At 70.2% G+C, this 21,272-nt stretch carries 18 protein-coding genes; 10 read left to right on the top strand and 8 right to left on the bottom strand.

Annotation, left to right across the window (positions count from 1 at the left end; genetic code table 11):
- Positions 1–260: 260 nt before the first annotated feature.
- On the bottom strand, positions 261–1,028 hold the full coding sequence (locus ABEA07_RS16420; RefSeq protein WP_345539160.1) for an alpha/beta fold hydrolase: 768 nt from the start codon (positions 1,026–1,028) through the stop codon (positions 261–263).
- Positions 1,029–1,083: 55 nt separating this feature from the next.
- Positions 1,084–2,034 carry a M14 family zinc carboxypeptidase gene (locus ABEA07_RS16415; protein WP_345539162.1) on the bottom strand — a complete coding sequence of 317 codons (951 nt, stop codon included), beginning with the start codon at positions 2,032–2,034 and terminating at the stop codon, positions 1,084–1,086.
- A 186-nt stretch (positions 2,035–2,220) separates the two neighbouring features.
- Here ABEA07_RS16415 and ABEA07_RS16410 point away from each other — a divergent pair, with 186 nt between their 5' ends.
- Complete coding sequence (locus ABEA07_RS16410; protein ID WP_345539158.1) at positions 2,221–2,385, top strand: hypothetical protein; 165 nt, start codon at positions 2,221–2,223, stop codon at positions 2,383–2,385.
- 32 nt (positions 2,386–2,417) lie between these two features.
- Here the strand turns inward: ABEA07_RS16410 and ABEA07_RS16405 are convergent, their stop codons facing one another.
- Entirely contained in the window at positions 2,418–2,861 is a 444-nt protein-coding gene (locus ABEA07_RS16405) for a VOC family protein (protein ID WP_345539157.1), read from the bottom strand.
- A gap of 112 nt (positions 2,862–2,973) precedes the next feature.
- On the opposite strand from ABEA07_RS16405, the gene ABEA07_RS16400 reads away from it, so the two are divergent.
- A complete protein-coding gene (locus ABEA07_RS16400) occupies positions 2,974–3,633 on the top strand; it encodes a TetR/AcrR family transcriptional regulator (RefSeq protein ID WP_345539155.1) in 660 nt (219 codons plus the stop codon).
- Between the two features lie 34 nt (positions 3,634–3,667).
- Positions 3,668–4,294: a DNA-3-methyladenine glycosylase gene (locus ABEA07_RS16395; protein WP_345539153.1), complete on the top strand. Its 627-nt coding sequence runs from the start codon at positions 3,668–3,670 to the stop codon at positions 4,292–4,294.
- A 111-nt stretch (positions 4,295–4,405) separates the two neighbouring features.
- Here the strand turns inward: ABEA07_RS16395 and ABEA07_RS16390 are convergent, their stop codons facing one another.
- On the bottom strand, positions 4,406–9,676 hold the full coding sequence (locus ABEA07_RS16390) for an amino acid adenylation domain-containing protein (RefSeq protein ID WP_345539152.1): 5,271 nt from the start codon (positions 9,674–9,676) through the stop codon (positions 4,406–4,408).
- A 72-nt stretch (positions 9,677–9,748) separates the two neighbouring features.
- Complete coding sequence (locus ABEA07_RS16385; protein ID WP_345539150.1) at positions 9,749–10,756, bottom strand: LysR family transcriptional regulator; 1,008 nt, start codon at positions 10,754–10,756, stop codon at positions 9,749–9,751.
- A gap of 102 nt (positions 10,757–10,858) precedes the next feature.
- On the opposite strand from ABEA07_RS16385, the gene ABEA07_RS16380 reads away from it, so the two are divergent.
- From ABEA07_RS16380 to ABEA07_RS16370, 3 genes are all read left to right on the top strand, one after another.
- Positions 10,859–11,833: a Bug family tripartite tricarboxylate transporter substrate binding protein gene (locus tag ABEA07_RS16380; RefSeq protein ID WP_345539148.1), complete on the top strand. Its 975-nt coding sequence runs from the start codon at positions 10,859–10,861 to the stop codon at positions 11,831–11,833.
- Positions 11,834–11,861: 28 nt separating this feature from the next.
- Positions 11,862–13,061, top strand: a complete 1,200-nt coding sequence (locus ABEA07_RS16375) for a CaiB/BaiF CoA transferase family protein (RefSeq protein WP_345539146.1) — start codon at positions 11,862–11,864, stop codon at positions 13,059–13,061.
- A gap of 133 nt (positions 13,062–13,194) precedes the next feature.
- Entirely contained in the window at positions 13,195–13,389 is a 195-nt protein-coding gene (locus tag ABEA07_RS16370; RefSeq protein ID WP_345539145.1) for a hypothetical protein, read from the top strand.
- A 61-nt stretch (positions 13,390–13,450) separates the two neighbouring features.
- Here ABEA07_RS16370 and ABEA07_RS16365 read toward each other — a convergent pair whose 3' ends face one another.
- Together ABEA07_RS16365 and ABEA07_RS16360 are read right to left on the bottom strand one after the other, a co-directional pair.
- Entirely contained in the window at positions 13,451–14,428 is a 978-nt protein-coding gene (locus ABEA07_RS16365) for a Bug family tripartite tricarboxylate transporter substrate binding protein (protein WP_345539144.1), read from the bottom strand.
- Positions 14,429–14,516: 88 nt separating this feature from the next.
- Positions 14,517–15,755, bottom strand: coding sequence for a pyridoxal-phosphate-dependent aminotransferase family protein (locus ABEA07_RS16360; RefSeq protein WP_345539142.1), 1,239 nt, complete (start codon positions 15,753–15,755; stop codon positions 14,517–14,519).
- Between the two features lie 124 nt (positions 15,756–15,879).
- Between ABEA07_RS16360 and ABEA07_RS16355 the strand changes: the two genes are divergently transcribed.
- Entirely contained in the window at positions 15,880–16,578 is a 699-nt protein-coding gene (locus tag ABEA07_RS16355; protein ID WP_345539141.1) for a GntR family transcriptional regulator, read from the top strand.
- Positions 16,579–16,582: 4 nt separating this feature from the next.
- A complete protein-coding gene (locus ABEA07_RS16350) occupies positions 16,583–19,627 on the top strand; it encodes an FAD-binding and (Fe-S)-binding domain-containing protein (protein WP_345539139.1) in 3,045 nt (1,014 codons plus the stop codon).
- A gap of 288 nt (positions 19,628–19,915) precedes the next feature.
- Here the strand turns inward: ABEA07_RS16350 and ABEA07_RS16345 are convergent, their stop codons facing one another.
- Complete coding sequence (locus ABEA07_RS16345) at positions 19,916–20,350, bottom strand: MarR family winged helix-turn-helix transcriptional regulator (RefSeq protein ID WP_345539137.1); 435 nt, start codon at positions 20,348–20,350, stop codon at positions 19,916–19,918.
- A gap of 245 nt (positions 20,351–20,595) precedes the next feature.
- On the opposite strand from ABEA07_RS16345, the gene ABEA07_RS16340 reads away from it, so the two are divergent.
- Together ABEA07_RS16340 and ABEA07_RS16335 are read left to right on the top strand one after the other, a co-directional pair.
- Positions 20,596–21,084 (top strand): tripartite tricarboxylate transporter TctB family protein, encoded by a 489-nt coding sequence (locus ABEA07_RS16340; protein ID WP_345539136.1) that lies wholly within the window; start codon positions 20,596–20,598, stop codon positions 21,082–21,084.
- Between the two features lie 7 nt (positions 21,085–21,091).
- A partial coding sequence (locus tag ABEA07_RS16335; RefSeq protein ID WP_345539134.1) for a tripartite tricarboxylate transporter permease occupies positions 21,092–21,272 on the top strand: 181 nt, incomplete at its 3' end.

Genomic DNA, 21,272 nt, shown 5'->3' with positions numbered 1-21,272 from the left:
TGGGGTCGCCTTTCTTTGGTTACTTTCTTTGGCGAGACAAAGAAAGTAACTCGCCCGCCGGGGCGAATTCCCGGCTCCTGCGCCACCCAACAAGCAAGGCAAAAACAAAGCCCCGCGTGGCAAGTCCAAGCCACAACAAGTCCAAGCCACAACAAGTCCAAGCCACAACGAGTCCAAGCCACAACAAGACCCACGCCAAAACAAAGGCCCAGTGCGGAGAGATCGGGAGAGCGAGCAACACCAAGGCCCCCCAGGATGTCTCATGCCGCGACGAAGCCCCCCCGCGCCGCCCAACGCGCCACCTGATCCACCACCCAGTCCCCATCGTCCAGCGGGAGGTCGTGCCCGGCCGAGGGATGTTCCGCGATCGCGGTGCCCCATCGCCGCGCCAGCCGCCGTGAGCAGCCGGGATGCACCAGGCCGTCGCGCGCACCCGCCAACACCAGCAGCGGCACCGGTGGCGCGACCGGCGGTGCCCGGTAGCGCGCGGCCGCCAGCACCTGGCGCAGGGCGTTGACGGCCGACACCGGCCGCGCGGCGCGAATCGCCGCCCAGTCGTCCAGCACGGCGGTGCCGCCCTCCGGGTGGCGTGTGGTCAGCCGCAGGATCGCCGCCTCGCGTTCGCGTCCGTCCGCGCGCGCCAGCAGCAGTCCGAGCAGCGCGGCATATCGGGTCGGCCGCAGGCGGCGGTAGAAGGGGCTGAAGGGCCGCAAGCTGGTGTTGATCAGCACGCAGCCCGCAAGCTCGCGCGGATGCCGCGCCGCCCACTCCACCGCCACCATCGCGCCCAGCGACATCGCCAAAACCCGGTAGGGCGGCGCGATGCCGAGCGCGTCCAGCTGTTCTCGGCAGGCGTGCACCGTGTCTTCGATGCGGCCCGCGCTTGGCATGCCGCGCAGACGGCCGTTGCCGGGCAGATCGAGCGCGACGATCCGGTCGCCGGGAAAGCGCGCCTGCAGCTTGCCGAGAAAGCTGCCCCAGTGCGCGCTCTCGCGCGTGAGTCCGCGCATCAGGACCCAGGTCGGCATGGGGTCACCTTCGCGCGGAGCGCTGCAGTGTTCGTCTTGGGAGGGGCTCGGTGGCTCATCCTTTCCTTCCGTACCAGCGCACCATCGCCTGCTGCTCGTGCCACGCCCGCTGCGCACCGGTGGGCAGCCAGCGCGCATGGCTGCCGGCGGCGCGGGTGACGAAGTCCAGCCAGGCGATGTGCTGGCGCAGCACGCGCTGGTGCCGGTGCTCGATCACCGGGTTGAAGATGCCGTGGCGCGAGAAGAGCTGGCGCGGGTTCTTCTTCACCCACAGCCACGATCCCATCTCCAGCGTCAGCGGCAGGAACACGCTGCCCCGCGTCGCCCCGAGGTACACGTGGTCCCAGAGGTCGCCGTGCGCCAGGTACTGGCGGCTTTGCGGTTCCAGGCGATAGCGGTGGTGCGGCAGCGTCCGGTCGAGGATCTCGCACAGCGCGTGCATCTCCGCCAGGTTCCCGAAAGGCTGTGCCGTATGGGCATGGGGAAACCAGATGCGGTCCGTCAGGCCGAAGCCCGAGTGGCAGTCCACCGCCACGGCCAGAGGCCGGCCCAGCAGCTCGGCCTGCACCAGCGCACACAGCGCTGCGCTCTCGCGCTCCATCGGCTCCCCGGCCGCGCCGCGGTACCAGGGCAGGCGGGCGCTGATGCGCTGGCCGCCGATCAGGTAGGGCACCGGTTCCGGCGAATCGACCGGCGCGTTGCGCATCAGGTCCACGCCGTTGGGATTGGCGCGCGTGCCCAGCCACGTGCCGCCAGGGTTGACCAGCGGCATGAACACGATACGCAGGGTCTCGAGTTGCCGGTGCAGCGTCTCGTCCCAGGCCAGCCGCATCACCAGGCTGCGCAGGTAGGCAATCGCGACCTGCGCGCCGATGCGCTCGAGCCCATGCACGCCGCCGAAGAAGCCCACTGCCGGCGCATCTGCGCGCGCACTGCCGAGCAGGAAGGCCCACACCGGAAAGCGTCGTGCTCCGGCCTCCACTTCGCACAGCAGGCGCGTCTGCATCAGCGGCCCGGCCAGCCGGACCAGTTGTTCCAGCTCCAGCAATTCGGGCAAGGCCGCGGCATTCACACGTCGAAGGGATGGGGCGTCGAGGGGCGCCCAGGATAGCGGCAATGACCGACATCAGGCCGTCACAGGCGGCCTGTAGGGTGGTCGGCCGGCGGCCCTTCGCGAGCCGCCGGAACCCTCATGAACTCACCGCTTCTCCGGCCCCTGAACCCCCACGGCTTGCGCGCGCTCGGCGGCGCCCTGGTGTGGGGATTGATCGAGATCGTCGCCTTGGCCCGTTCGCGCCGCAGCGCGGCGCGCGAGAACGGCCGCGGACGTGCCTGGTCCACCGAATCACTGAAATAGACCCACTGTCTGCACGATACGAGCCGCGCTGACTACTGCGGCGCCGGGCCCGGCACGATCACCATCCAGCTGACCCCGAAGCGGTCCTGCACCATGCCGAAAGCCGGCGAGAAGAAGGTGGGCGCCAGCGGCATCTGCACCTGACCGCCTTCGCCGAGCGCCTCGAACTTGCGCTTCGCTTCGGCCTCGTCCGCCACGGACAGCGACAGCGAGAAGCCGCGGAAGGTGGCCGGTTCCTGCGCCATGCCGTCGGAGGCCATCAGCGTGCTGTCGCCGACCTTGAACTCCGCGTGCATCACGTTGTTCTCCGGTGGGGCGGGCATCCCGGGGTTGCCGCACATCCCTTCGCCGGGTTCCATCTTGGGACCGTCCTTGAAGCGCATGAGCATCGTCACTTCCGCGCCAAGCCGGGCGCGGTAGAAGTCGAGCGCCTCTTCGCAGCGGCCTTCGAAGAACAGGTAGGACTGGACATGCATGATGGGAACTCCTTCAAAGAAAGCCTGTGCCAGGCTTGATGGAACGAGTGGCGTTGTGTACAACGTCCACAAGGTGATGGCCACGATAGCGGAAAAAATGGACGGCGTCCACATGAATCAGAAAACGGGTGATGCGAGCCTGGTCCCCCCCGCCCGCAGCACTTACCGCCATGGCGACCTGCGGCGGGCGCTGCTGGAGGCGGGCGTGGAACTGGCCCGGCAAGGCGGGCCGGAGGCGGTGGTGCTGCGCGAGGCCACCCGACGGGCCGGCGTGGTGCCCAATGCAGCCTACCGCCACTTCGCCAGCCGGCAGGCGCTGCTGCTGGCTGTGCGCGCCGCGTCACTGGCGGCAGCGGCGACCGCGATGGAGGGTGAGCTCGCCGCCGTGCCGCAGGAAGGCTCTCCCGCCGAGCGGGCGCGCGCTGCCGTGCGGGCCATTGGCGCCGGCTACCTTCGCTTTGCGCTGGACCAGACGGGCCTGTTCCGCACGGCCTTCGGCGGGCCGGTGGACGTGGTGGACCAGACCGGCGGCGAGGCCAAGGGCGGCGCCAGCGGCCTCAACCCCTTCGAGCTGCTGGGCGCCGCCATCGACCAGATGGTGGCCGCGGGCGTGCTGCCGCCCGAGCGCCGGCCCGGCGCCGAATACCTGGCCTGGGCGGCCGTGCACGGCCTCGCCCTCCTGATCATCGACGGTCCGCTGCGCGGCGCCTCGCGCGACGAGACCGAAGCGCTGGGCCTGCGGCTGCTGCAGATGGTGGAAAAGGGCCTGTGAGCCGCACGGCCGTTCCGAAGGCGAAGGTGCTCCAGTGAGCCGCCGCACGCTGGCCGACATCGACTTCCTCGCGCCCTCGCACGAAGTGGCGCCGCGCCTGATCGGCCTGGTGCTGCTGGTCGACGGCGTGGGCGGGCGCATCGTCGAGACCGAGGCCTACGACCGCGAAGACCCGGCCTCCCACAGCTTCGGCGGCCCCACGCCGCGCAACGCCGCGATGTTCGGCCCGCCCGGGCGCGCCTACGTCTACCGCTCCTACGGCATCCACTGGTGCCTCAACTTCGTCTGCCGCGAGGAGGGCCACGGCGCCGGCGTGCTGATCCGCGCGTTGGCGCCCACCGCCGGCCTGGAGCGCATGCGCGCCCGGCGCGGCCTGGACGAGATCCGCCTGCTCTGCGCCGGCCCCGGCCGGGTCGCACAGGCCCTGGGCATCGACGCCGGCTTCAACGGCAAGCGGCTGGACCGCCGGCCCTTCGCCCTGCTCGCCGCACCCGACGACCACCCGGAGGTGGTGGTGGAAGCCGGCCCGCGCATCGGGATCTCCAAGGCGGCCGACGTGCCGTGGCGTTTCGGCGAGAAGGGCTCGCCCTTCCTGAGCAAGCCCTTCCCGCGACGTGCCAGACCAGTCTCTACGGCGCCTGGCCTGACCCGCGACGGATGAGTTCGCCTGCAGCCTAGTCGTGGAACACCGCGGAGTTTGCCGGGCCGCTGGTGTTGGCCCCGGAGAGGGGGCGGGAGAGCTACACGAAGTGAGCGAGCTTGGGGAAGAGCTTCACCCCGGCTGGAGGTTCTCCTCGCGGGCGATCTGCTGAAGGCTCTCGTAGATGAGGCGGCGCGGCGCGATCTTCCAGCCCAGCAAGGCCTCGGTCGCGCTCACCGCCCGCATGGCCAGCAGCGAGTGGCCACCCAGGTCGAAGAAGTTGTCGGTGCGGCCGATCTGGTCCACGCCCAGCAGCTCGGCCCAGATGCCCGCGATGACCTCTTCCTTGTGCGTGGCCGGCGCCACGTAGCTGCGGCCGTCGGCCAGCACCACGTCCATCGCCGGCGCCGGCAGCCTGCTGCGGTCCACCTTGCCGTTGGGCAGCATGGGCATGGCGTCCAGCGGCACGAAGTGCTGCGGCACCATGTAGTGCGGCAGTCTGCTGCGCAGGTGCTCGCGCAGCACGGGCGGCGCCGGCGGCACCGGTCCGCGCGCGACGAAGTAGGCCACCAGCCGCACGTCGTCCTCGCGCTCGGCGCGCGTGACGGCCACGCAATGGGCCAGCTCGGGGTGGTCGAGCAGCGCAGACTCGATCTCCCCCATCTCGATGCGGAAGCCGCGCAGCTTGACCTGGTGGTCGGCCCGCCCCGTCAGCTCGAGCAGCCCGTCATGGCGCCAGCGGCCCAGGTCGCCGGTGCGGTAGAGCCGCGCGCCCTCGGCGCCTTCTTCTTCGCCGAAGGGATCGGGCACGAAACGCTCCAGCGTCAGTGCGTCGCGCCGGTAGTACCCCAGCGTCACGCCGGCGCCGCCGATGTAGAGCTCGCCCGCCACGCCGATCGGGCAGAGCCGGCCTTGCGGGTCCAGCACCCACACGCTGACGTTGTCGATCGGCCGCCCCACGGTGATCCCGTGGCGCGGCGACTCGACCTTCCAGGCGGTGGCCCACACCGTGGTCTCGGTCGGCCCGTAGATGTTCCAGAGTTCGGCCGTGCGTTCCATCAGCCGCTCGGCCAGCACCGGCGGCAAGGCCTCGCCGCCGATCAGGCCGCGGAAGCCCGGCTTGCCCTGCCAGCCGGCCTCGATCAGCGCGCGCCAGGCCGAGGGCGTGGCCTGCAGCAGCGTCGCATCGCTGCTTTCCAGCAGCGCGCGCAGCGCGACCGGGTCGTGCACCTGCTGTTGCGAGGCGATCACCACGCGCGCGCGCACCGCCAGCGGCAGCATGAGGTCCAGCACCGACGGGTCGAAGGACGGGCTGGTGATCGCCACCAGGCAGTCGTCGGAAGACAGCCCGGGCGTCTTCCTGAAGCCTTCGAGGAAGTTCACCACCGCCCGATGCGGCACGCGCACGCCCTTGGGCTGGCCGGTCGAGCCGGAGGTGTAGATCAGGTAGGCCTCGTCCAGCGGCGTGGCATCGAGCTCGGGGTCGGGCGCCAGTGCGTGCGAGGGCTGGCCCTGCACGAGGTGCCTGTCCTCGATCTCCAGCATCGGGATGGCCAGGCCCTCCAGGATCTCCCGCGTCTGCGGCTGCATCAGCACCGCGGTGAGATGGGCATCGGTGGCCATGAAGCGCAGCCGGTCCGCCGGGTAGTCCGGGTCCAGCGGCACGTAGGCCGCGCCGGCCTTCATCACGCCCAGTTGCGCGATCAGCATGGCGGGGCCGCGCGCGATGCACAGCCCCACGCGCCGGCCGCGCGCGATGCCGCGGTGGCGCAGCGCGTGCGCCAGCCGGTTCGATTGCGCGTCCACTTCGCCGAAGCTGAGCGTCCGCCCCTGGGCATCGATCACCGCGGTGCGGTCCTGCACAGTGGCGTCCGACAGGTTCACGTAGTCGTGCACCAGTTGCCGCGCGGGCAGCGGCATTGGCGCGCCGTTCCAGGCGTGGCGCAGCAGGTTGAGCTGCGCCGGCGAGATCGTTTCCTGCTCGGAGAGCGGCCGCTCGGGCGCGTCCAGCAGCCGCTCCAGCAGCGAGAGGTAGTTCTCCAGCATGCGCTGCGCGCTGGCCTCGCTGTAGAGATCGCTGGCGTACTCCAGGTGCACGCGCTGCGAGAACTCGGTGTCGATGTGCATCGACAGGTCGAACTGCGCGGCCACGCGCTCGAAGTCGAACTCGTCCACCTCCAGCCCGAACATCTCCGGCTCGTCCACCGGCGCGTTCAGCACGTTGAAAAGCACCCGCACCGGGCCTTCCGGGCGCAGCGTGCGGTCGTGCCCCATGGCATCGATCAGTTCGTCGAAAGGCGCGTCCTGGTGGGCAAAGGCTTCCAGGGCATTGCGCCGCACGCGGTGCACCAGCTGGGTGAAGCTGGGGTCGCCGGAGAGATCGGTGCGCATCACCAGCGTGTTGACCAGCGTGCCCACCAGCGGCTCGGCCGCCACGCGGTGGCGGTTGGCGATCGGCGTGCCCACGGCGATGTCCTCGCTGTTCGCGTAGCGCGACAGCATCAGCACGAAGGCGGAGAGGTACACCACGAAGGGCGTGGCCGCCTCGCGGCTGCCGAAGCTGCGCATCGTCTCGCGCAGGCGCGGCGGCAGCGCGGCCGAGATGCGGCCGCCCTGGTGGCTCGGCTTGGCCGGGCGCGGGAAGTCGGTGGGCAGTTCCAGGTCCGGCAACTCGCGCAGGCGTTCCAGCCAGTAGTCCAGGTGCGGCCGGCGTGCCTCCACCGCAGCCGGACTGCGCTGCCACGCGGCGTAGTCTGCATAGCCGATGGCCGGCGGGTCCGACAGCGGCGCACGCCCCACGGCCAGCGCGCCGTAGGCGGCCAGGGTCTCGCGCATCAGCAGCGCGCTCGACCAGTTGTCGGTGATCGCATGGTGCAGCACCCAGAACAGCACGTGCTCGCGCTCGTCCAGGCGGATCAGCAGTGGGCGGTGCAGCGGCATCTGCGACAGGTCGAAAGGCTGCGCGGCACGCTGCGTCAGGAGGGCGCGCGCCTGGGCGTTGCGTTCCCGCTCCGGCAGATGGGCCAGGTCGATGCGCTCCAGCGGCACCTCGATCGCGGGCTCGATCCACTGCATCGGCTCGTGTTCGCCCATCACGAAGCGGGTGCGCAGGCCTTCGTGCCGGCGCACCATCGCATCCAGCGCCTGCTGGCACAGCGCGGCGTCCAGCGTGCCACGCAGGCGGATCGCCAACGGCACGTTGTACGCCGTCGATGCCGGCTCGAAATGCTGGATCACCCACATGCGCCGTTGCGACAGCGAAGCCGGCAGCGGCACGCCGCGCGCGACGACCGGCACTGTCGCGGTGTCCGCCTCCGCGGCCTGGGAAGCCGCGCCGTCCTGCAACTGCTGCGCGACCTGGGCCGCCATCGCGGCCACGCTCGCATGCTCGAACATCTCGGCCAGCGGCAGCGTCACGCCAAAGCGCGCGGCGACACGCGACACCACCTGCGTCATGCGCAGCGAATTGCCGCCCAGTTCGAAAAAGCTCTCGTGCACGCCGAAGGCCCGCGTGCCCAGCACCTCGCACCAGATGTCCCACACCGCCTGCTCGCGCGCGTCGCGCGGCAGCACGTGGCCCAGGCGCTCGCGGCGCTCGTTGTCCTCCTGGCTTTCCTCGGGCGGCGCTTCGGTGCCCGCGTCGAGCGGCGCGGCCAGCTGGAGTTCACCGGCCAGGAAGGCCTCGCGGCATTGCTGGCGCTGCACCTTGCCGCTGGAGGTGCGCGGCAGCGTGCCCGCGCGCAGCAAGGCCACCGCGTGCAGGGGCAGCCCATGCTCCAGCGCGATGGCGCGGCGCACGGCGCGGAACACCGCTTCCGGATCGGCGTCGGCGCGGCGGTCGAGTTCGAGCGCCAGCACCACGCCCTCGCCCATCGGCGTGTCCACCGAGAAGGCCGCGCCATGGCCCGGCCGCAGTGCCGGATGCGCGCGCTCCGCGCTCCACTCCAGGTCCTGCGGATAGTGGTTCTCGCCGTGGACGATGATCAGGTCCTTCAGCCGCCCGGTGACGAACAGCTCGCCCTGGTCCATGAAGCCCAGGTCGCCCGTGCGCAGCCAGGGGCCGCTGCCGTCCGCCAGGTGGGCGTTGAAGGTGGCCTCGCTGGCTTCGGGCTGCATCCAGTAGCCGCCGCCCACGCTCGGGGAGCGCACCCAGATCTCGCCGACCCGGCCATCCACGCAGGGATGGCCCGGCTCGCCCGGCTCGACGATGCGGATCTCGGTGTGCTGCATCGGACGCCCGCATCCCACCAGCGGGCGCGCATTCGGTGCGCTCTCCGGCACGCGCTGGAAGCGGCCCGCGAGCAGGGCGTCCGGATCGACGGGCACGATGCGCGGCGCCTGGTGCGGCGGCACGGCGCTCACGCCCAGCACCGCCTCCGCCAGTCCATAGGAAGGCGCGAAAACCTGCGGCGCCATGCCGGCGGCGCCGAACACGCTCAGCACGCGCTGCACCGTCTGCGCCTGGATCGGTTCGGCGCCGCAGTTGACGGACACCAGGCTGTCCAGCCGCGTCGCAAGCGGCTTGTCGCCCAGCGCGGCGAGGCAGGCCGCGAAAGCCGATTCAGGCGCGCCGGTGTGCGTGATGCCGTGCTTCTGCACCGCCTCCAGCCAGCGCAGCGGCCGGCGCAGGAAGGCCAGCGGCGACATCAGATAGCTGCGGGCGCCCAGCACCAGCGGCACCAGGACTCCGAACGCCAGTCCATAGTCGTGGAAATGCGGAAGCCAGCTGAGCAGGCGGGAGTCCTCCGTGCCCTGGCCGGCGGCGATCAGCGCGCGCACGTTGGCCAGCACGTTCGCATGCGTGAGGCGCACGCCGCGCGGCGCCGAGGTCGAGCCGGAGGTGTATTGCAGATAGGCCAGCGTCTGCGGCTCGATCGGCGGCGGCGTGAAGTCCGCCGCCGCCTCTGCGCACTGCGATGCATCGGGCAGCGCGGCCCAGCGCGTCGTCGCGAAGGCGGCCGGATCCAGCACCGCGGCTGCGGCCTCCAGCAGGCCGGCACTGGTCAGCACCAGCGCGGCGCGCGAGTCGGCGATCACGCTGCGCAGCCGCGGCGCGGCGTGCAGCAGGCGCGCCGGATCGGGCGAGGGCACCGGCACCGCCACCCGGCCGCTGAGCAGGCAGGCCCAGAACACGCGCACGAAGTCGAGCCCCGGCCCGAAGGCCAGCAGAACCCGGTCGCCTGACCGGGTCTGGCCCGACAACCAGGCGGCGATGCGGTGAACGTCCTCGTGCAACTCGGCATAGCTGCATTGACGTGCCGGTGAGAGGTCGTCCCCGAGGAAGGCAAACGCAAGGTGTTCCGACCGGGCCCTGCATTGCGCTTCGAAAACAGAGGCCAGCTGCATCTTCGGTGGTTGGGAAAGGTCGTGGGGAAAGCAGTGCAGCAGCGTGGGATTCAGCATGGGAAAAGGGGGGCCGGGAATGGTCGTCTTGCGCCTGCATACCGGCGAGACCACACCCCAAGGGTTTTGTCATTATCTTTCGCGCTTGCGGGCAAGAGATGTTCGGCGCTTGGTTGTCGGCTTTGTCTGACAGGCCAAGGCCTCGCGCAGCAGCGCCAGCCTCGGGTTCGGCGGCGCGGCGCGATAAATGAGCGCGACCGGGTTCGGGGAGATCTCCGGATGCACGCGGACCCGCCGCACCTGCGCCCTCTCCGCATCGCCGGCGCGCAGGGTGGCGCCAGGCACCGCGCTCAATCCCAGCCCGGCCGCGACCAGGCGCAGGTTGGTCACCGGGCTCGTCGACTCGATCACCGGCACCGGCGCGATGAGGCCGGCGCGCCGGAACACGTCCTCCATCATGCGACGCACCATCGAGCTCGGCGCCGGCATGATCCAGCGCTCTGCCGCCAGCCGCTCCCAGCCGACTTGGCGCAGCCGCGCAAGCGGGTGCGCCGCCGGTGCGATCACCGTGAAGTCCGCGTCGAACAGCTTCTCGTACAGCAGCGGCTGGCCGGCTGCTTCCGGCATTTCCGTCGGGTAGCTGGTGACCAGCGCGTCCAGCCGGCCCTGCAGCAACGCCTGTACCAGCAGCGGCACCCGCTCTTCCATCAGCTGCACCCGCACCCCCGCGCTTGCGGCCACCAGGCGCTCGAACACCTGCGGCAGATAGCCTTGAGCCACGAAGGGCGGCGCGCCCACGCGCAGCACCGTCACCGAGGGTTCGGCGGCGACTTCTTCGCCCAGGTGCGCGAGTTCGGCCAGCAGCAGGGCCGCGCCACGGACCACGAGCTCGCCGCGCGGCGTCGGCGCCAGGCCGCGCGCACTGCGCGTGAACAGCGCGAAGCCGAAGGCTGCCTCCACCTCGCCCAACGCCTTGCTCAGCGCGGGCTGCGTCAGGTGGAGCACGCCGGCGGCGGCGCGCAGGCTGCCGCCGCGTTCCACTGCCACCAGTAGCTGGAGATGGCGGAAGCGCAGCCGCGCCACGAGGCGGCGCAGGTCGGCTCCAGCAGCAACGTCAGCGGCAGCAGCGGTATCGGGCATGGGGCTTTCCAGAAAGTTTGATGTCGATGAAAACATATCACTTTTGGATATCGCCACCGCGGCCTATGCTGAGGCCACATCGAAGCCCCCTGGAGACAACCCATGCAACGCCGCCATTTCTGCTTCGCCGCATCGGCCTTCGCGCTCGGGCCGCCGGCCGTGCGCGCCGCCGAGGCCTTCCCGGTCAAGCCCGTTCGCATCATCTCGCCCTATGCCGCGGGCGGCGGACCGGACGTCCAGTTGCGCCAGGCCGGCCCCACGCTCGGCGAGGCGCTGGGCCAGCCGATCGTCATCGAGAACAAGGTGGGCGCGGCCGGCGTGCTGGCCGCCCAGTACGTGGCGCAGCAGCCGGCCGACGGCTACACCTTGCTGATGGGTTCCAACACGCACCTGATCCAGAAGATCCTGCAGCCGGACCTCAAATTCGATCCCCTCGCCGACTTCGCGGCGGTGAGCAACCTCGCGGCCTCGCCCACCGTGCTCGTGGTGCGCGCCGACGCGCCCTGGCAGCGCCTGGAGGACCTGATCGCCGACCTCCGGGCCAGGCCGGGCCAGGCCAACTACGGCTCCGGCGGCATCGGCACCTCGGCGCACCTGGCCGGCGCCACGCTGGCATCGCTGGCGGGGCTCAAGGTCACGCACATTCCGCTCAAGGGCTCGGTCGAGATCGCGGCCTCGCTGCTGCGCGGCGACACGCAGTACGCTTTTCCGGTGGCGGGCACCGGCATCCCGCAGGTCAAGGGCGGCAAGCTGCGCGCGCTGGCCGTCACCAGCCGCCGGCGGCTGGCGCAACTGCCGGATGTGCCCACCCTGCATGAGCGGCTGAAGAACGAACTCGCGGTGCAGGAGTCCTGGTTCGGCATGTGGGCGCCGGCGAAGACGCCTGCCGCCGTCGTCGATACCCTGCACGCGGCGGCGACGCGGACGCTGAAGACGCCCGCCGTGCAAAGCGCCTTCGAGGCCGCCGGCAACACGGCGGCCCTCAGCGAGAGCCCGCAGGCCTTCGCCGACTTCGTGCGAAGCGAGAACCGCAAGTGGGCCGAGATCGTCAAGCTCGCCGGCGTGAGCGCGAGCTGAAGCGAACCGAAGAAAAGGAAGCCATCCCATGTCCAAACCCCTGGAAGGCGTGCGCGTCATCGACATGTCGCACGTGATCGCGGGCCCCCTGACCTCGCTGTACCTCGCGCAGCTCGGCGCCGAGGTGATCAAGATCGAGCCGCCCGCCGGCGAGGTGATGCGCGCCAGCCGCGGCCCCGGCGAGGCGCAGGGCGACACACCGGCCGGCTTCGCCGCGCTCAACGCGGGCAAGCGCTCCTTCGTCGCCGACATCCGCAGGCCCGAGGGCGCGGCGCAGGTGCGCGCGCTGGCGCGCACGGCCGACGTCTTCATCGAGAACTTCCGGCCCGGCGTCGTCGCGAAGTACGGCCTGGACCATGCGGCCATCGAGGCGGTGAAGCCCGACATCGTCTACTGCTCGATCTCCGGCTATGGCCAGTCGGGCGAGTGGGCCCGGCGCGGTGCCTACGACCACGTGGTGCAGGCCCTCACCGGCATGATGATGATGTCCGGCGACAGCGAGGAGGCGCCCCCGCTCAAGGTGGGCTTCCCGGTCATCGACGTGGCGGCCGGCATGCTGGGCGCGCTCTCCATCGTGGCGGCACTGCACCGCCGCGCGCGCGAAGGCAAGGGCCAGCACATCGATGCCTCGATGGTCCAGGCCTCCCTCATGCTGATGTATCCCCACGCCAGCAGCTTCCTCACGCAGCGGGTCGAGCCCCGGCGCGTGGGCAACCGCGGCTACACCGGCAGCCCCACCGCCGACACCTACCGCTGCGCCGACGGCTGGCTGGCCACTGCCGCCAACACCCCTGCGCAGTTCCGCAAGCTGTGCGCCGTGCTGGGCCTGGAAGCGCTGTGCGAGGACGGCGAGGCGCTGGACCTGGAAGCCTTCAACGCACCGGGCGGCGGCTTCGTGGTGGCGCGCCGGCTGGCGTATCTGCAGCAATGCTTTCGCGATGCCTTCGCCACCCGCTCGGCCGCCGACATGGAAGCGCGGCTCAATGCGGTGGGCGTGCCGGCGGCGCGCGTGCGACGTCTCGGCGAGTTCCTGGACGAGGTGCAGGCCGGCGGCGCGATCGATCTGCCGCTGGCCAGCTTCGCGCAAGGCGCGGCCACCGTGCGCACGCCCGGGCTGGGTTTCCGCTACCGCGAGGACGGCGCGTCGGGTGGCATCGGCGCGCCGGGACTTGGCCAGCACACCGAAGCGCTGATGGCTCAGCTGAGCGAAGAAGCCCGCGCCGACTGATCACGCAGCGCGCGGAGTGCGCGCACGGATGTGCAGGCGACGCGCGTGGGCGGCGCGCAATGACCCCACGCAGCGGCGTCCTACGTCAACGGGCGCAGCGACAGCGTCACATCTCTTTGCGATCATGGCCGCCATGGAACCCATCACCTCCATCGATCGCTACGAACCGGACTTCGACCATCAATGCGAGGTGTGCGGCGGCACGCCCGTGGTGGCGGGCGTGAAGGACGGCCGGCAGGTCTACCGTGCCACCATGTGCGGCCCCTGTCTCTGGAACGAACCCCGCGCCTCCGATCCGGCGACCTGGAACGAGGCCGCCTCTCCCTGATCCGCGCAGGGCAGGGCAGGGCAGGGCAGGGCGCAAGCAGGCTGCGGGCACGACACGGACGCTACGCGTCCACCTTCACCTTCGCATCACGCACCACCCGCGCCCACATCTGGATCTCGCTCGCGATGAACTGCCTGAACTTCTCGCGTGAGCCGCCGCCGTCCTCGGCGCCGTAGTTGTCCATCCGCTCCTGCACGTCGGGCATGGCCAGCACGGCGTTCACGTCCTGGTTGATCTTGTCGGCGATGGCCGAGGGCAGTTTGCCCGGCCCGGCCAGCCCGTACCAGGTGGTGGCCTCGAAGCCTTCGAAGCCCTGCTCCTGCATCGTCGGCACCGTGGGGTGACCCTTGGCGCGCTTGAGCCGCGTCTGCGCCACCGCCGTGACTTTGCCGCTCTTCACATGCGGCGTGGCGGCGGTCATGGTCTCGAAGCTGTAGTGGATCTGATTGCCCATCAGGTCCGCCAGCAGTGGGCCGCTGCCCTTGTAGGGCACGTGCATGGCATCGACCTTGGCCTGCAGCTTGAACATCTCCAGCGCCAGGTGCTGGGCCGAACCGGCGCCGGCCGAGCCGAAGCTCACCTGGCCCGGCTCCGCGGCACAGCGCGCGACGATGTCCTTCACCGTCAGTGCCTTCTGCGCCGGGCCGGCGATCAGCAGGTTGGGCGTCACGCCCACCAGCACCACCGGCACGAAGTCGCGCTCCACGTTGTAGCGCAGCTTGGGCTGCAGGCTGGGCGCGAGCGCATGGCTGTTGATGTGCGCCATCAGCAGGGTCGAGCCGTCGCTCGGCTGCTGCGCCACGTACTCCGCCGCCAGCACGCCGGCCACGCCGGGCTTGTTCTCCACGATCACCGACTGGTTCCACATCACCGACAGCTTCTGCGCCACCACCCGCGCCAGCGCATCGGTGCCGCCGCCCGGCGGAAAGCCCACCACGATGCGCACCGGCCCGTGCGGCCATGATTGGGCGAACACGCGTGGCACGCCGAGCGTGGCCGCGGCGGCGCCCGCCGCCTGGATCAGGGAACGTCGTTGCATGGATCTGTCTCCTTGTTCGTGTGTATGTGTGCGGAAAGCCAGGGAAAGGAAAGACGAAGCGGAGGCGACGTCCGCAGGCGCGCGGCGCTCAGGCCGCCTTCTTCAGCGCGGTGCTCGCCGCATGGCTGGAGAAGTGCTCCATCGCCGCGGCCACGCCGCTGGCGGCGAGCTTCACGTCCGCGAGCTTGAGGCCCATCTCCACGCCTGCCACCATCGCCACCAGCGTCAGGTCGTTGCTGTCGCCCAGGTGGCCCATGCGGAACATCCGTCCCTTGAGCTTGCCAAGCCCCGTGCCCAGCGAGAGGTCGAAGCGCTCGTGGATCAGCCGCCGCAGCGCGTCCGCATCCACCCCCTGCGGCGTGATCACGCCCGTGAGCACCGGCGAGTGGACGGCAGGGTCCGCGCACTGGATCGGCAGCCCCCACGCATTCACCGCCGCACGCACGCCCGCGGCCCAGCGCTGGTGGCGCGCGAACACCTGCTCCAGCCCTTCGCCCAGCAGCATGTCGAGCGACTCCGACAGGCCGTACAGCAGGTTCGTGTTCGGCGTGTACGGCCAGTAGCCGCTCGCATTCATCTCCACGATCTCGTCCCAGGCCCAGAAGGCCTTGGGCAGCCTGGCCGACCTGCTCGCCTCGATCGCCTTGGGCGACAGCGCGTTGAAGCTGATTCCCGGCGGCAGCATCAGCCCCTTCTGGGAGCCGCTGATGGTGACGTCCACGCCCCATTCGTCGTGCCGGAAGTCCGCGCTGGCCAGGCCCGAGATGCTGTCCACCATCAGCAATGCCGGGTGCCCTGCCGCATCGATCGCCCGGCGCACCGCCGCGATGTCCGAGGTCACCCCGGTCGAGGTCTCGTTGTGCACCACGCACACCGCCTTGATGCGATGGCTGCCGTCTTCACGCAGGCGGGCCTCGATCAGGTCCGCCTGCACGCCGTGGCGCCAGCTGCGCGGCAGGCCCGTCTCGTCCGTGCCCGGCAGGCCGATGAACTCGGGCGCCAGGCCCAGGCGCAGCGCCATCTTCTGCCACAGCGTGGCGAAGTGGCCGGTCTCGTACATCAGCACCGCATCGCCCGGGCTCATCGTGTTCGAAAGCGCCGCCTCCCAGGCCCCCGTGCCCGAGGCCGGGTAGATCACCACCGGGTGGCGCGTCTGGAACACCTGGCGGATGCCTGCGAGCACCTTCAGGCCCAGCGCGCCGAACTCCGGGCCGCGGTGATCGATGGTGGGCAGGCTGATCGCGCGCAGGATGCGATCGGGCACCGGGCTGGGGCCAGGAATCTGAAGGAAGTGGCGGCCGGTCGGGTGGGCATCGAGGTGCAGCATGGACGATCCTTTCTACGCCCAGTTTTGCATTCAAAATGCATTTCTACATGATGGTTAACCCGAAAGTTCAGGGATTGAGTCACACCACTTTTGCATTCAAAATGCGGTCGAGGATGGAAACGCCATGGCTGAAGTGATCGAAATCGCCCGTCTCGCGCTGCACGACCAAGTGGCGGCGCGGCTGCGCACCCTGTTGGTGGAGGGCCAGATCGCGCCCGGCGCCAAGCTCAACGAGCGCGAGCTGTGCGAGCAACTGCGCGTCTCGCGCACGCCGCTGCGCGAGGCCATCAAGCTGCTGGCGGCCGAGGGCCTGGTGGACCTGCTGCCCAACCGCGGCGCCGTGGCCGTCAAGCTCACCGAGGCCGACGTGCAGAACACCTTCGAGCTGCTGGCCACGCTGGAAGGCCTGTCCGGCGAACTGGCGGCGCAGCGCATCACCGAGCCCGAGCTGGCCGAGCTGCGCGCCATGCACTACGAAATGATGGCCTGCTTCGCGCGGCGCGATCTCTCCGGCTACTACCGCATCAACGCGCGCATCCACACCGCCATCAACGAGGCCGCCAAGAACCCGGTACTGGCCAGCACCTACCGCGCCATCAACGCGCGGGTGCAGTCGCTGCGCTTCCGCACCAACCAGGACGAGGCCAAGTGGAAGATGGCCGTGGCCGAGCACGAACGCATGATCGAGGCGCTGGCAGCCCACGACGCCGCGGCCATGCGCGCGCTGATGATCGAGCACCTGCACCGCAAGCGCGACACCGTGCTCGCGCTGCTGCGCGCCGGCCAGGCCTACCCCGACGCCCACGCCGGCGGCAGGCGCTGACCCGATGCGCCCCGACCCCGCCCAGCACCTGCAGCCGGCCGGCACCGTGCCGCCGTCCGACGAGGCCTGCGCCGCCCTGGCACGCCGCCTCGCGGCCGAGACCGAGGGCGAAGTGCTGTTCGATGCGCCCTCGCGCGGCCGCTACGCCACCGACGCCTCCATCTACCAGATCATGCCCGCGGGCGTGCTGGTGCCCAAGACCGGGCGCGACGTCGCCACTGCCATCGACCTTGCGCGCGAGTTCCAGGTGCCCGTCCTGCCGCGCGGCGGCGGCACCAGCCAATGCGGCCAGACCACCGGCGCGGCCCTGGTGATCGACAACAGCAAGCACCTGCGCCGCGTGCTCGACCTGGACGTGGCGGCGCGCCGCGTCACCGTCGAGCCGGGCATCGTGCTCGACCATCTCAACGCCCAGCTCAAGCCGCACGGCCTCTGGTTCCCGGTGGACGTCTCCACCAGCGCGCAGGCCACGCTCGGCGGCATGGCCGGCAACAACTCCTGTGGCTCGCGCTCCATCGCCTACGGCAACATGGTGCACAACGTGCTCGGCGCGAGCGCCTGGCTGTCGGACGGCGAATGCGTCGACTTCGGCCCGGTCGCCTCGCTCGGCGTGCGCGCGGCCGGCATCGCGCAGCACGTGCAGCAGCTCGCGCGCCAGCTCGCGCCCGAGATCGAGGCGCGCTGGCCCAAAGTGATGCGGCGCGTGGGCGGCTACAACCTCGACATCTTCCACAACCAGAGCGAGCGACCCTACACCGCCGACGGCAGCGTCAACCTCGCGCACCTGCTGATCGGCGCGGAGGGCACGCTGGCCTTCACCCGCAGCCTCACGCTGCAACTGGCCGAGCTGCCACGGGCCAAGGTCCTGGGTGTGGTCAACTTCCCCACCTTCCACGCGGCCATGAACGCCGCCCAGCACATCGTGAAGCTGGGGCCCACCGCGGTCGAGCTGGTCGACCGCACCATGATCGATCTCAGCCTCGCCAACCCGGCCTTCAAGCCCACGGTCGAAAAGGCGCTCATCGGCCGGCCCGCCGCCATCCTGCTGGTGGAGTTCGCGGGCGAGGACCGCGGCCCGCTGCTGCTCCAGCTGCAGCGCCTCGTCGAACTCATGGGCGACCTGGGCCTGCCCGACAGCGTGGTGCGCATGCCGGAGGAGGGCGCGCAGAAGAACCTGTGGGAGGTGCGCAAGGCCGGCCTCAACATCATGATGAGCCTCAAGGGCGACGGCAAACCGGTGAGCTTCATCGAAGATTGCGCCGTGCCGCTCGAACACCTGGCCGAGTACACCGACGCACTGACCGAGGTCTTCGCACGCCACGGCACGCGCGGAACCTGGTACGCCCATGCCTCCGTCGGCACGCTGCACGTGCGGCCCATTCTCGACATGCGCACCGACGGCGCTGCCCGCATGCGCGCCATCGCCGAAGAGGCCGGCGCGCTGGTGCGCAAGTACAAGGGCGCCTTCAGCGGCGAGCATGGCGACGGCCTGTGCCGCGGCGAATGGATCGAGTGGCAGTTCGGTCCCGCCCTCAACGAGGCCTTCCGCTCCATCAAGCAGCGGATGGACCCGATCGGCCTGTTCAACCCCGGCAAGATCATCGATCCGCCGAAGATGGACGACGGCGCCCTGTTCCGCTTCGCGCCCCCTTCCGCGCCGCGGCCCTACCGGCGCATTCCCCTCGTGCCCGTGCTCGACTGGTCCGCCTGGAACGTGCAGGCCGACCCGGTCACCGAAGAGACCACCCCGCCCGGCAGCGGCGGCGATGTGACCGGCGGCTTCGCCAAGGCCGTCGAGATGTGCAACAACAACGGCCACTGCCGCAAGTTCGATGCCGGCACCATGTGCCCGAGCTACCGCGCGACGCGCGACGAGCAGCATCTCACGCGCGGCCGCGCCAACACCCTGCGCCTGGCGCTCTCGGGCCAGCTTGGCGAAGGCGCCTTCACCAGCGAGGCGATGCTGGACACCATGGACCTGTGCGTCGGCTGCAAGGGCTGCAAGCGTGACTGCCCCACCGGCGTGGACATGGCGCGCATGAAGATCGAATTCCTTGCCCACTACAAGAAGAAGCATGGCCACACGCTGCGCGACCAGCTGGTCGCGCGCCTGCCCGACTACCTGCATGCCGCCAGTCGCGCGTCCTGGCTCTTCAACCTGCGCAACCGCGTGAGCGGCCTGGCCTGGCTGGGCGAGCGTCTGCTGGGCCTGTCGGCCAAGCGCTCGCTGCCGGCATTCCGCAGCGACACCTTCTGGAACGAGCCCGACCCCGGCCTCTTCACCAGCAGCGACATGGTGATCGCCGCCGCGCTCAGCGGGCGCAAGTCGGCGGTGCTGTTCGTCGACACCTTCAATGGCGGCTTCGAGAGCGAGAACGTCTGGGCCGCGGTGCGGGTGCTCCGCGCGGCGGGCTACCTGCTGCACACCATCGACAAGTACAGCGGCCACCACTGCTGCGGCCGCACCTACCTGGCCTGCGGCATGGTGGACGAAGCCAAGGCGCGCGCCGGTGCGCTCGTCGAGGCGCTCCTGCCCATGGCCGAGGCCGGCGTGCCGATCGTGGGCCTGGAGCCGTCCTGCCTGCTCACCCTGCGCGACGAGGCGCTGGTGATGGGTCTGGGCGCGAAGGCCGAGACCGTGGCGCAGCAGGCGCTGCTGTTCGAGGAGTTCATTGCCCGCGAGGCGCGCGAAGGCCGCTTCAAGCTGGAGTTCAGGCCCGCCACGAAGCGGCTGCTGGTGCATGGCCACTGCCACCAGAAGGCCTTCGGCGCGGTCAGCCCCATCCTCGAGGTGCTCAAGCTCATCCCCGATGCGAAGCCCGAGCTCATCGAAAGCTCCTGCTGCGGCATGGCCGGCAGCTTCGGCTACGAGGCGGCGCACCATGCCGTCTCGATGCAGATGGCCGAAGCCTCGCTGCTGCCGGCCGTGCGCGAGAACCCCGATGCGATCGTGCTGGCCGACGGCACCAGCTGCCGCCACCAGATCGCCGACGGCGCGCAGCGCGAGGCGGTGCACGTCGCGCGGCTGATGGCCTCGCTGATTGCGTGAACCGGTCGCCCCGTTGCGGCGGGGTGGCGGCTCGGTCGAGGTCGCCGAAGGGAGGGTCGTGTTCAGTCGCACAGGTCGGGCGGCAGCGTTCCGCAGTGGGCGGCGATGCGGCTCATCACCTGCCTGTGCAGCCAGATGTTCCAGCCTGCCGAACCGGGTTCGGTGTGATGCGGCGAGCGCGTGCCGACATCTGGGCCGGCTGCGGTGAATCATCCGGCATGGTGCACCTCCGGGTGCATGGCCAGGCAAGCATTGTGATCCGCACCGGCGCAAATGGGACAGGCCGCCTCAGTCCTCCGCGATCTCGTCCCGCATCAGACTCGCCAGGCGCACCGCCTCGGCGAGTTCCGACAGGGCCTCCTGGTGCTCGCGCGCCAGCTTGGCGAGTACCCTGCGCCCCTTGGGCAGCAGGTGCACCTCCACCAGTCGGCGGTCGACCTTGCTCGGCCGGCGCTTGACCAGGCCGGCCTCTTCGCAGCGCGACACCAGCGCCACCACGCCGTGCGGCTGGGCCTGCAGGCGTTCGGCGATCTCGCTCACCGAGGCCCAGTCCCGCCCCCGAAAGCCCTGGGTGTGCAGCATCAGCTGGTACTGCAGCACCGTGATGCCGGCCTCGCGCGCGGCGTCCTCGCTGAAGCGCAGAAAGCTGCGCAGCCGGAACCGGAATTCCGACAGTGCCTCCAGTCGCCGCTTGCCCGCGGCCAGTTCCTCGTTCGTCGCCATCGCCTCGTTTCCCCGTTCTCGCTTCTGCAGGAATGTAGCAAGCCGCCCGGGCCGGACCGCAGGGTAATTACTCATCACGTGATATAAAAAGCGTCATAACATGAGCTAAATACGAGCGGTGTCTTCGAAGGTCCTGCACGCCTGCGGGGCAGGCGCCGCCGTTGCCGCGTGTCCGCGGGCCATCTCGGACCGCCTTCGATGGCCCGTCCTGTTTCATCCCTCGACTCTTCTTCCAAAGTGCATTTATGAGAATCAAAAGCCAGAAGGACTTCTATTCCGGCTTGATGTTCACCATCGTCGGCGCGGCCTTCGCGATCGGCGCGACGAACTACAGCATCGGCACCGGGGCCCGCATGGGTCCCGGCTACTTTCCGCTGATGCTCGGCATCCTGCTCGCGGTGCTGGGCCTGGGGGTGATCCTGGGCTCGCTCACCGTTCGAACGTCCGACGGCGAGCCGGTGGGCCGAATCGCGTGGAAGCCGCTCGGCTTCGTCATCGGAGCCAACCTGATCTTCGGCGTCCTGCTCGGCGGGCTGCCGAGCATCGGCCTGCCGGCCATGGGCCTCATCGCAGCGATCTATGCGCTGGTGCTCGTCGTGAGCCGCGCCGGTTCCGAATTTCCGGTGAAGTCCGCGCTCATCCTGGGGACCGTTCTGGCGGTCGGCAGCTATCTCACCTTCATCATCGGCCTGAGCCTTCAGTTCCAGGTCTGGCCCACCTTCATCACGGGCTGAACGCGCCATGGAACTCTTCGAACATCTTGCACTGGGCTTCGGTCACGCCGTCACGTTCCAGAACCTCATCTACGCCTTCGTCGGCTGCCTGCTGGGCACGCTGATCGGCGTGCTGCCCGGCATCGGCCCGGTCGCCACCATCGCGATGCTGCTGCCCGCCACCTACGCGCTGCCCCCCGTGGCCGCGC

This window comes from Variovorax defluvii (assembly GCF_039541515.1).
In the GTDB taxonomy this organism is placed as follows: domain Bacteria; phylum Pseudomonadota; class Gammaproteobacteria; order Burkholderiales; family Burkholderiaceae_C; genus Variovorax; species Variovorax defluvii.
The sequence above is the reverse complement of the archived record's forward strand: the minus strand, read 5'-3'. Positions and strand labels throughout refer to the sequence as shown.

Coding starts and splice junctions, on each gene's coding strand:
- ABEA07_RS16410 (WP_345539158.1), top strand. CDS start 2,221: ATGAACTCACCGCTTCTCCGGCCCCTGAACCCCCACGGCTTGCGCGCG.
- ABEA07_RS16415 (WP_345539162.1), bottom strand. CDS start 2,034: ATGCAGACGCGCCTGCTGTGCGAAGTGGAGGCCGGAGCACGACGCTTT.
- ABEA07_RS16375 (WP_345539146.1), top strand. CDS start 11,862: ATGTCCAAACCCCTGGAAGGCGTGCGCGTCATCGACATGTCGCACGTG.
- ABEA07_RS16345 (WP_345539137.1), bottom strand. CDS start 20,350: ATGGCGACGAACGAGGAACTGGCCGCGGGCAAGCGGCGACTGGAGGCA.
- ABEA07_RS16405 (WP_345539157.1), bottom strand. CDS start 2,861: ATGCATGTCCAGTCCTACCTGTTCTTCGAAGGCCGCTGCGAAGAGGCG.
- ABEA07_RS16355 (WP_345539141.1), top strand. CDS start 15,880: ATGGCTGAAGTGATCGAAATCGCCCGTCTCGCGCTGCACGACCAAGTG.
- ABEA07_RS16360 (WP_345539142.1), bottom strand. CDS start 15,755: ATGCTGCACCTCGATGCCCACCCGACCGGCCGCCACTTCCTTCAGATT.
- ABEA07_RS16380 (WP_345539148.1), top strand. CDS start 10,859: ATGCAACGCCGCCATTTCTGCTTCGCCGCATCGGCCTTCGCGCTCGGG.
- ABEA07_RS16350 (WP_345539139.1), top strand. CDS start 16,583: ATGCGCCCCGACCCCGCCCAGCACCTGCAGCCGGCCGGCACCGTGCCG.
- ABEA07_RS16420 (WP_345539160.1), bottom strand. CDS start 1,028: ATGCCGACCTGGGTCCTGATGCGCGGACTCACGCGCGAGAGCGCGCAC.
- ABEA07_RS16385 (WP_345539150.1), bottom strand. CDS start 10,756: ATGCCCGATACCGCTGCTGCCGCTGACGTTGCTGCTGGAGCCGACCTG.
- ABEA07_RS16400 (WP_345539155.1), top strand. CDS start 2,974: ATGAATCAGAAAACGGGTGATGCGAGCCTGGTCCCCCCCGCCCGCAGC.
- ABEA07_RS16340 (WP_345539136.1), top strand. CDS start 20,596: ATGAGAATCAAAAGCCAGAAGGACTTCTATTCCGGCTTGATGTTCACC.
- ABEA07_RS16390 (WP_345539152.1), bottom strand. CDS start 9,676: ATGCTGAATCCCACGCTGCTGCACTGCTTTCCCCACGACCTTTCCCAA.
- ABEA07_RS16370 (WP_345539145.1), top strand. CDS start 13,195: ATGGAACCCATCACCTCCATCGATCGCTACGAACCGGACTTCGACCAT.
- ABEA07_RS16365 (WP_345539144.1), bottom strand. CDS start 14,428: ATGCAACGACGTTCCCTGATCCAGGCGGCGGGCGCCGCCGCGGCCACG.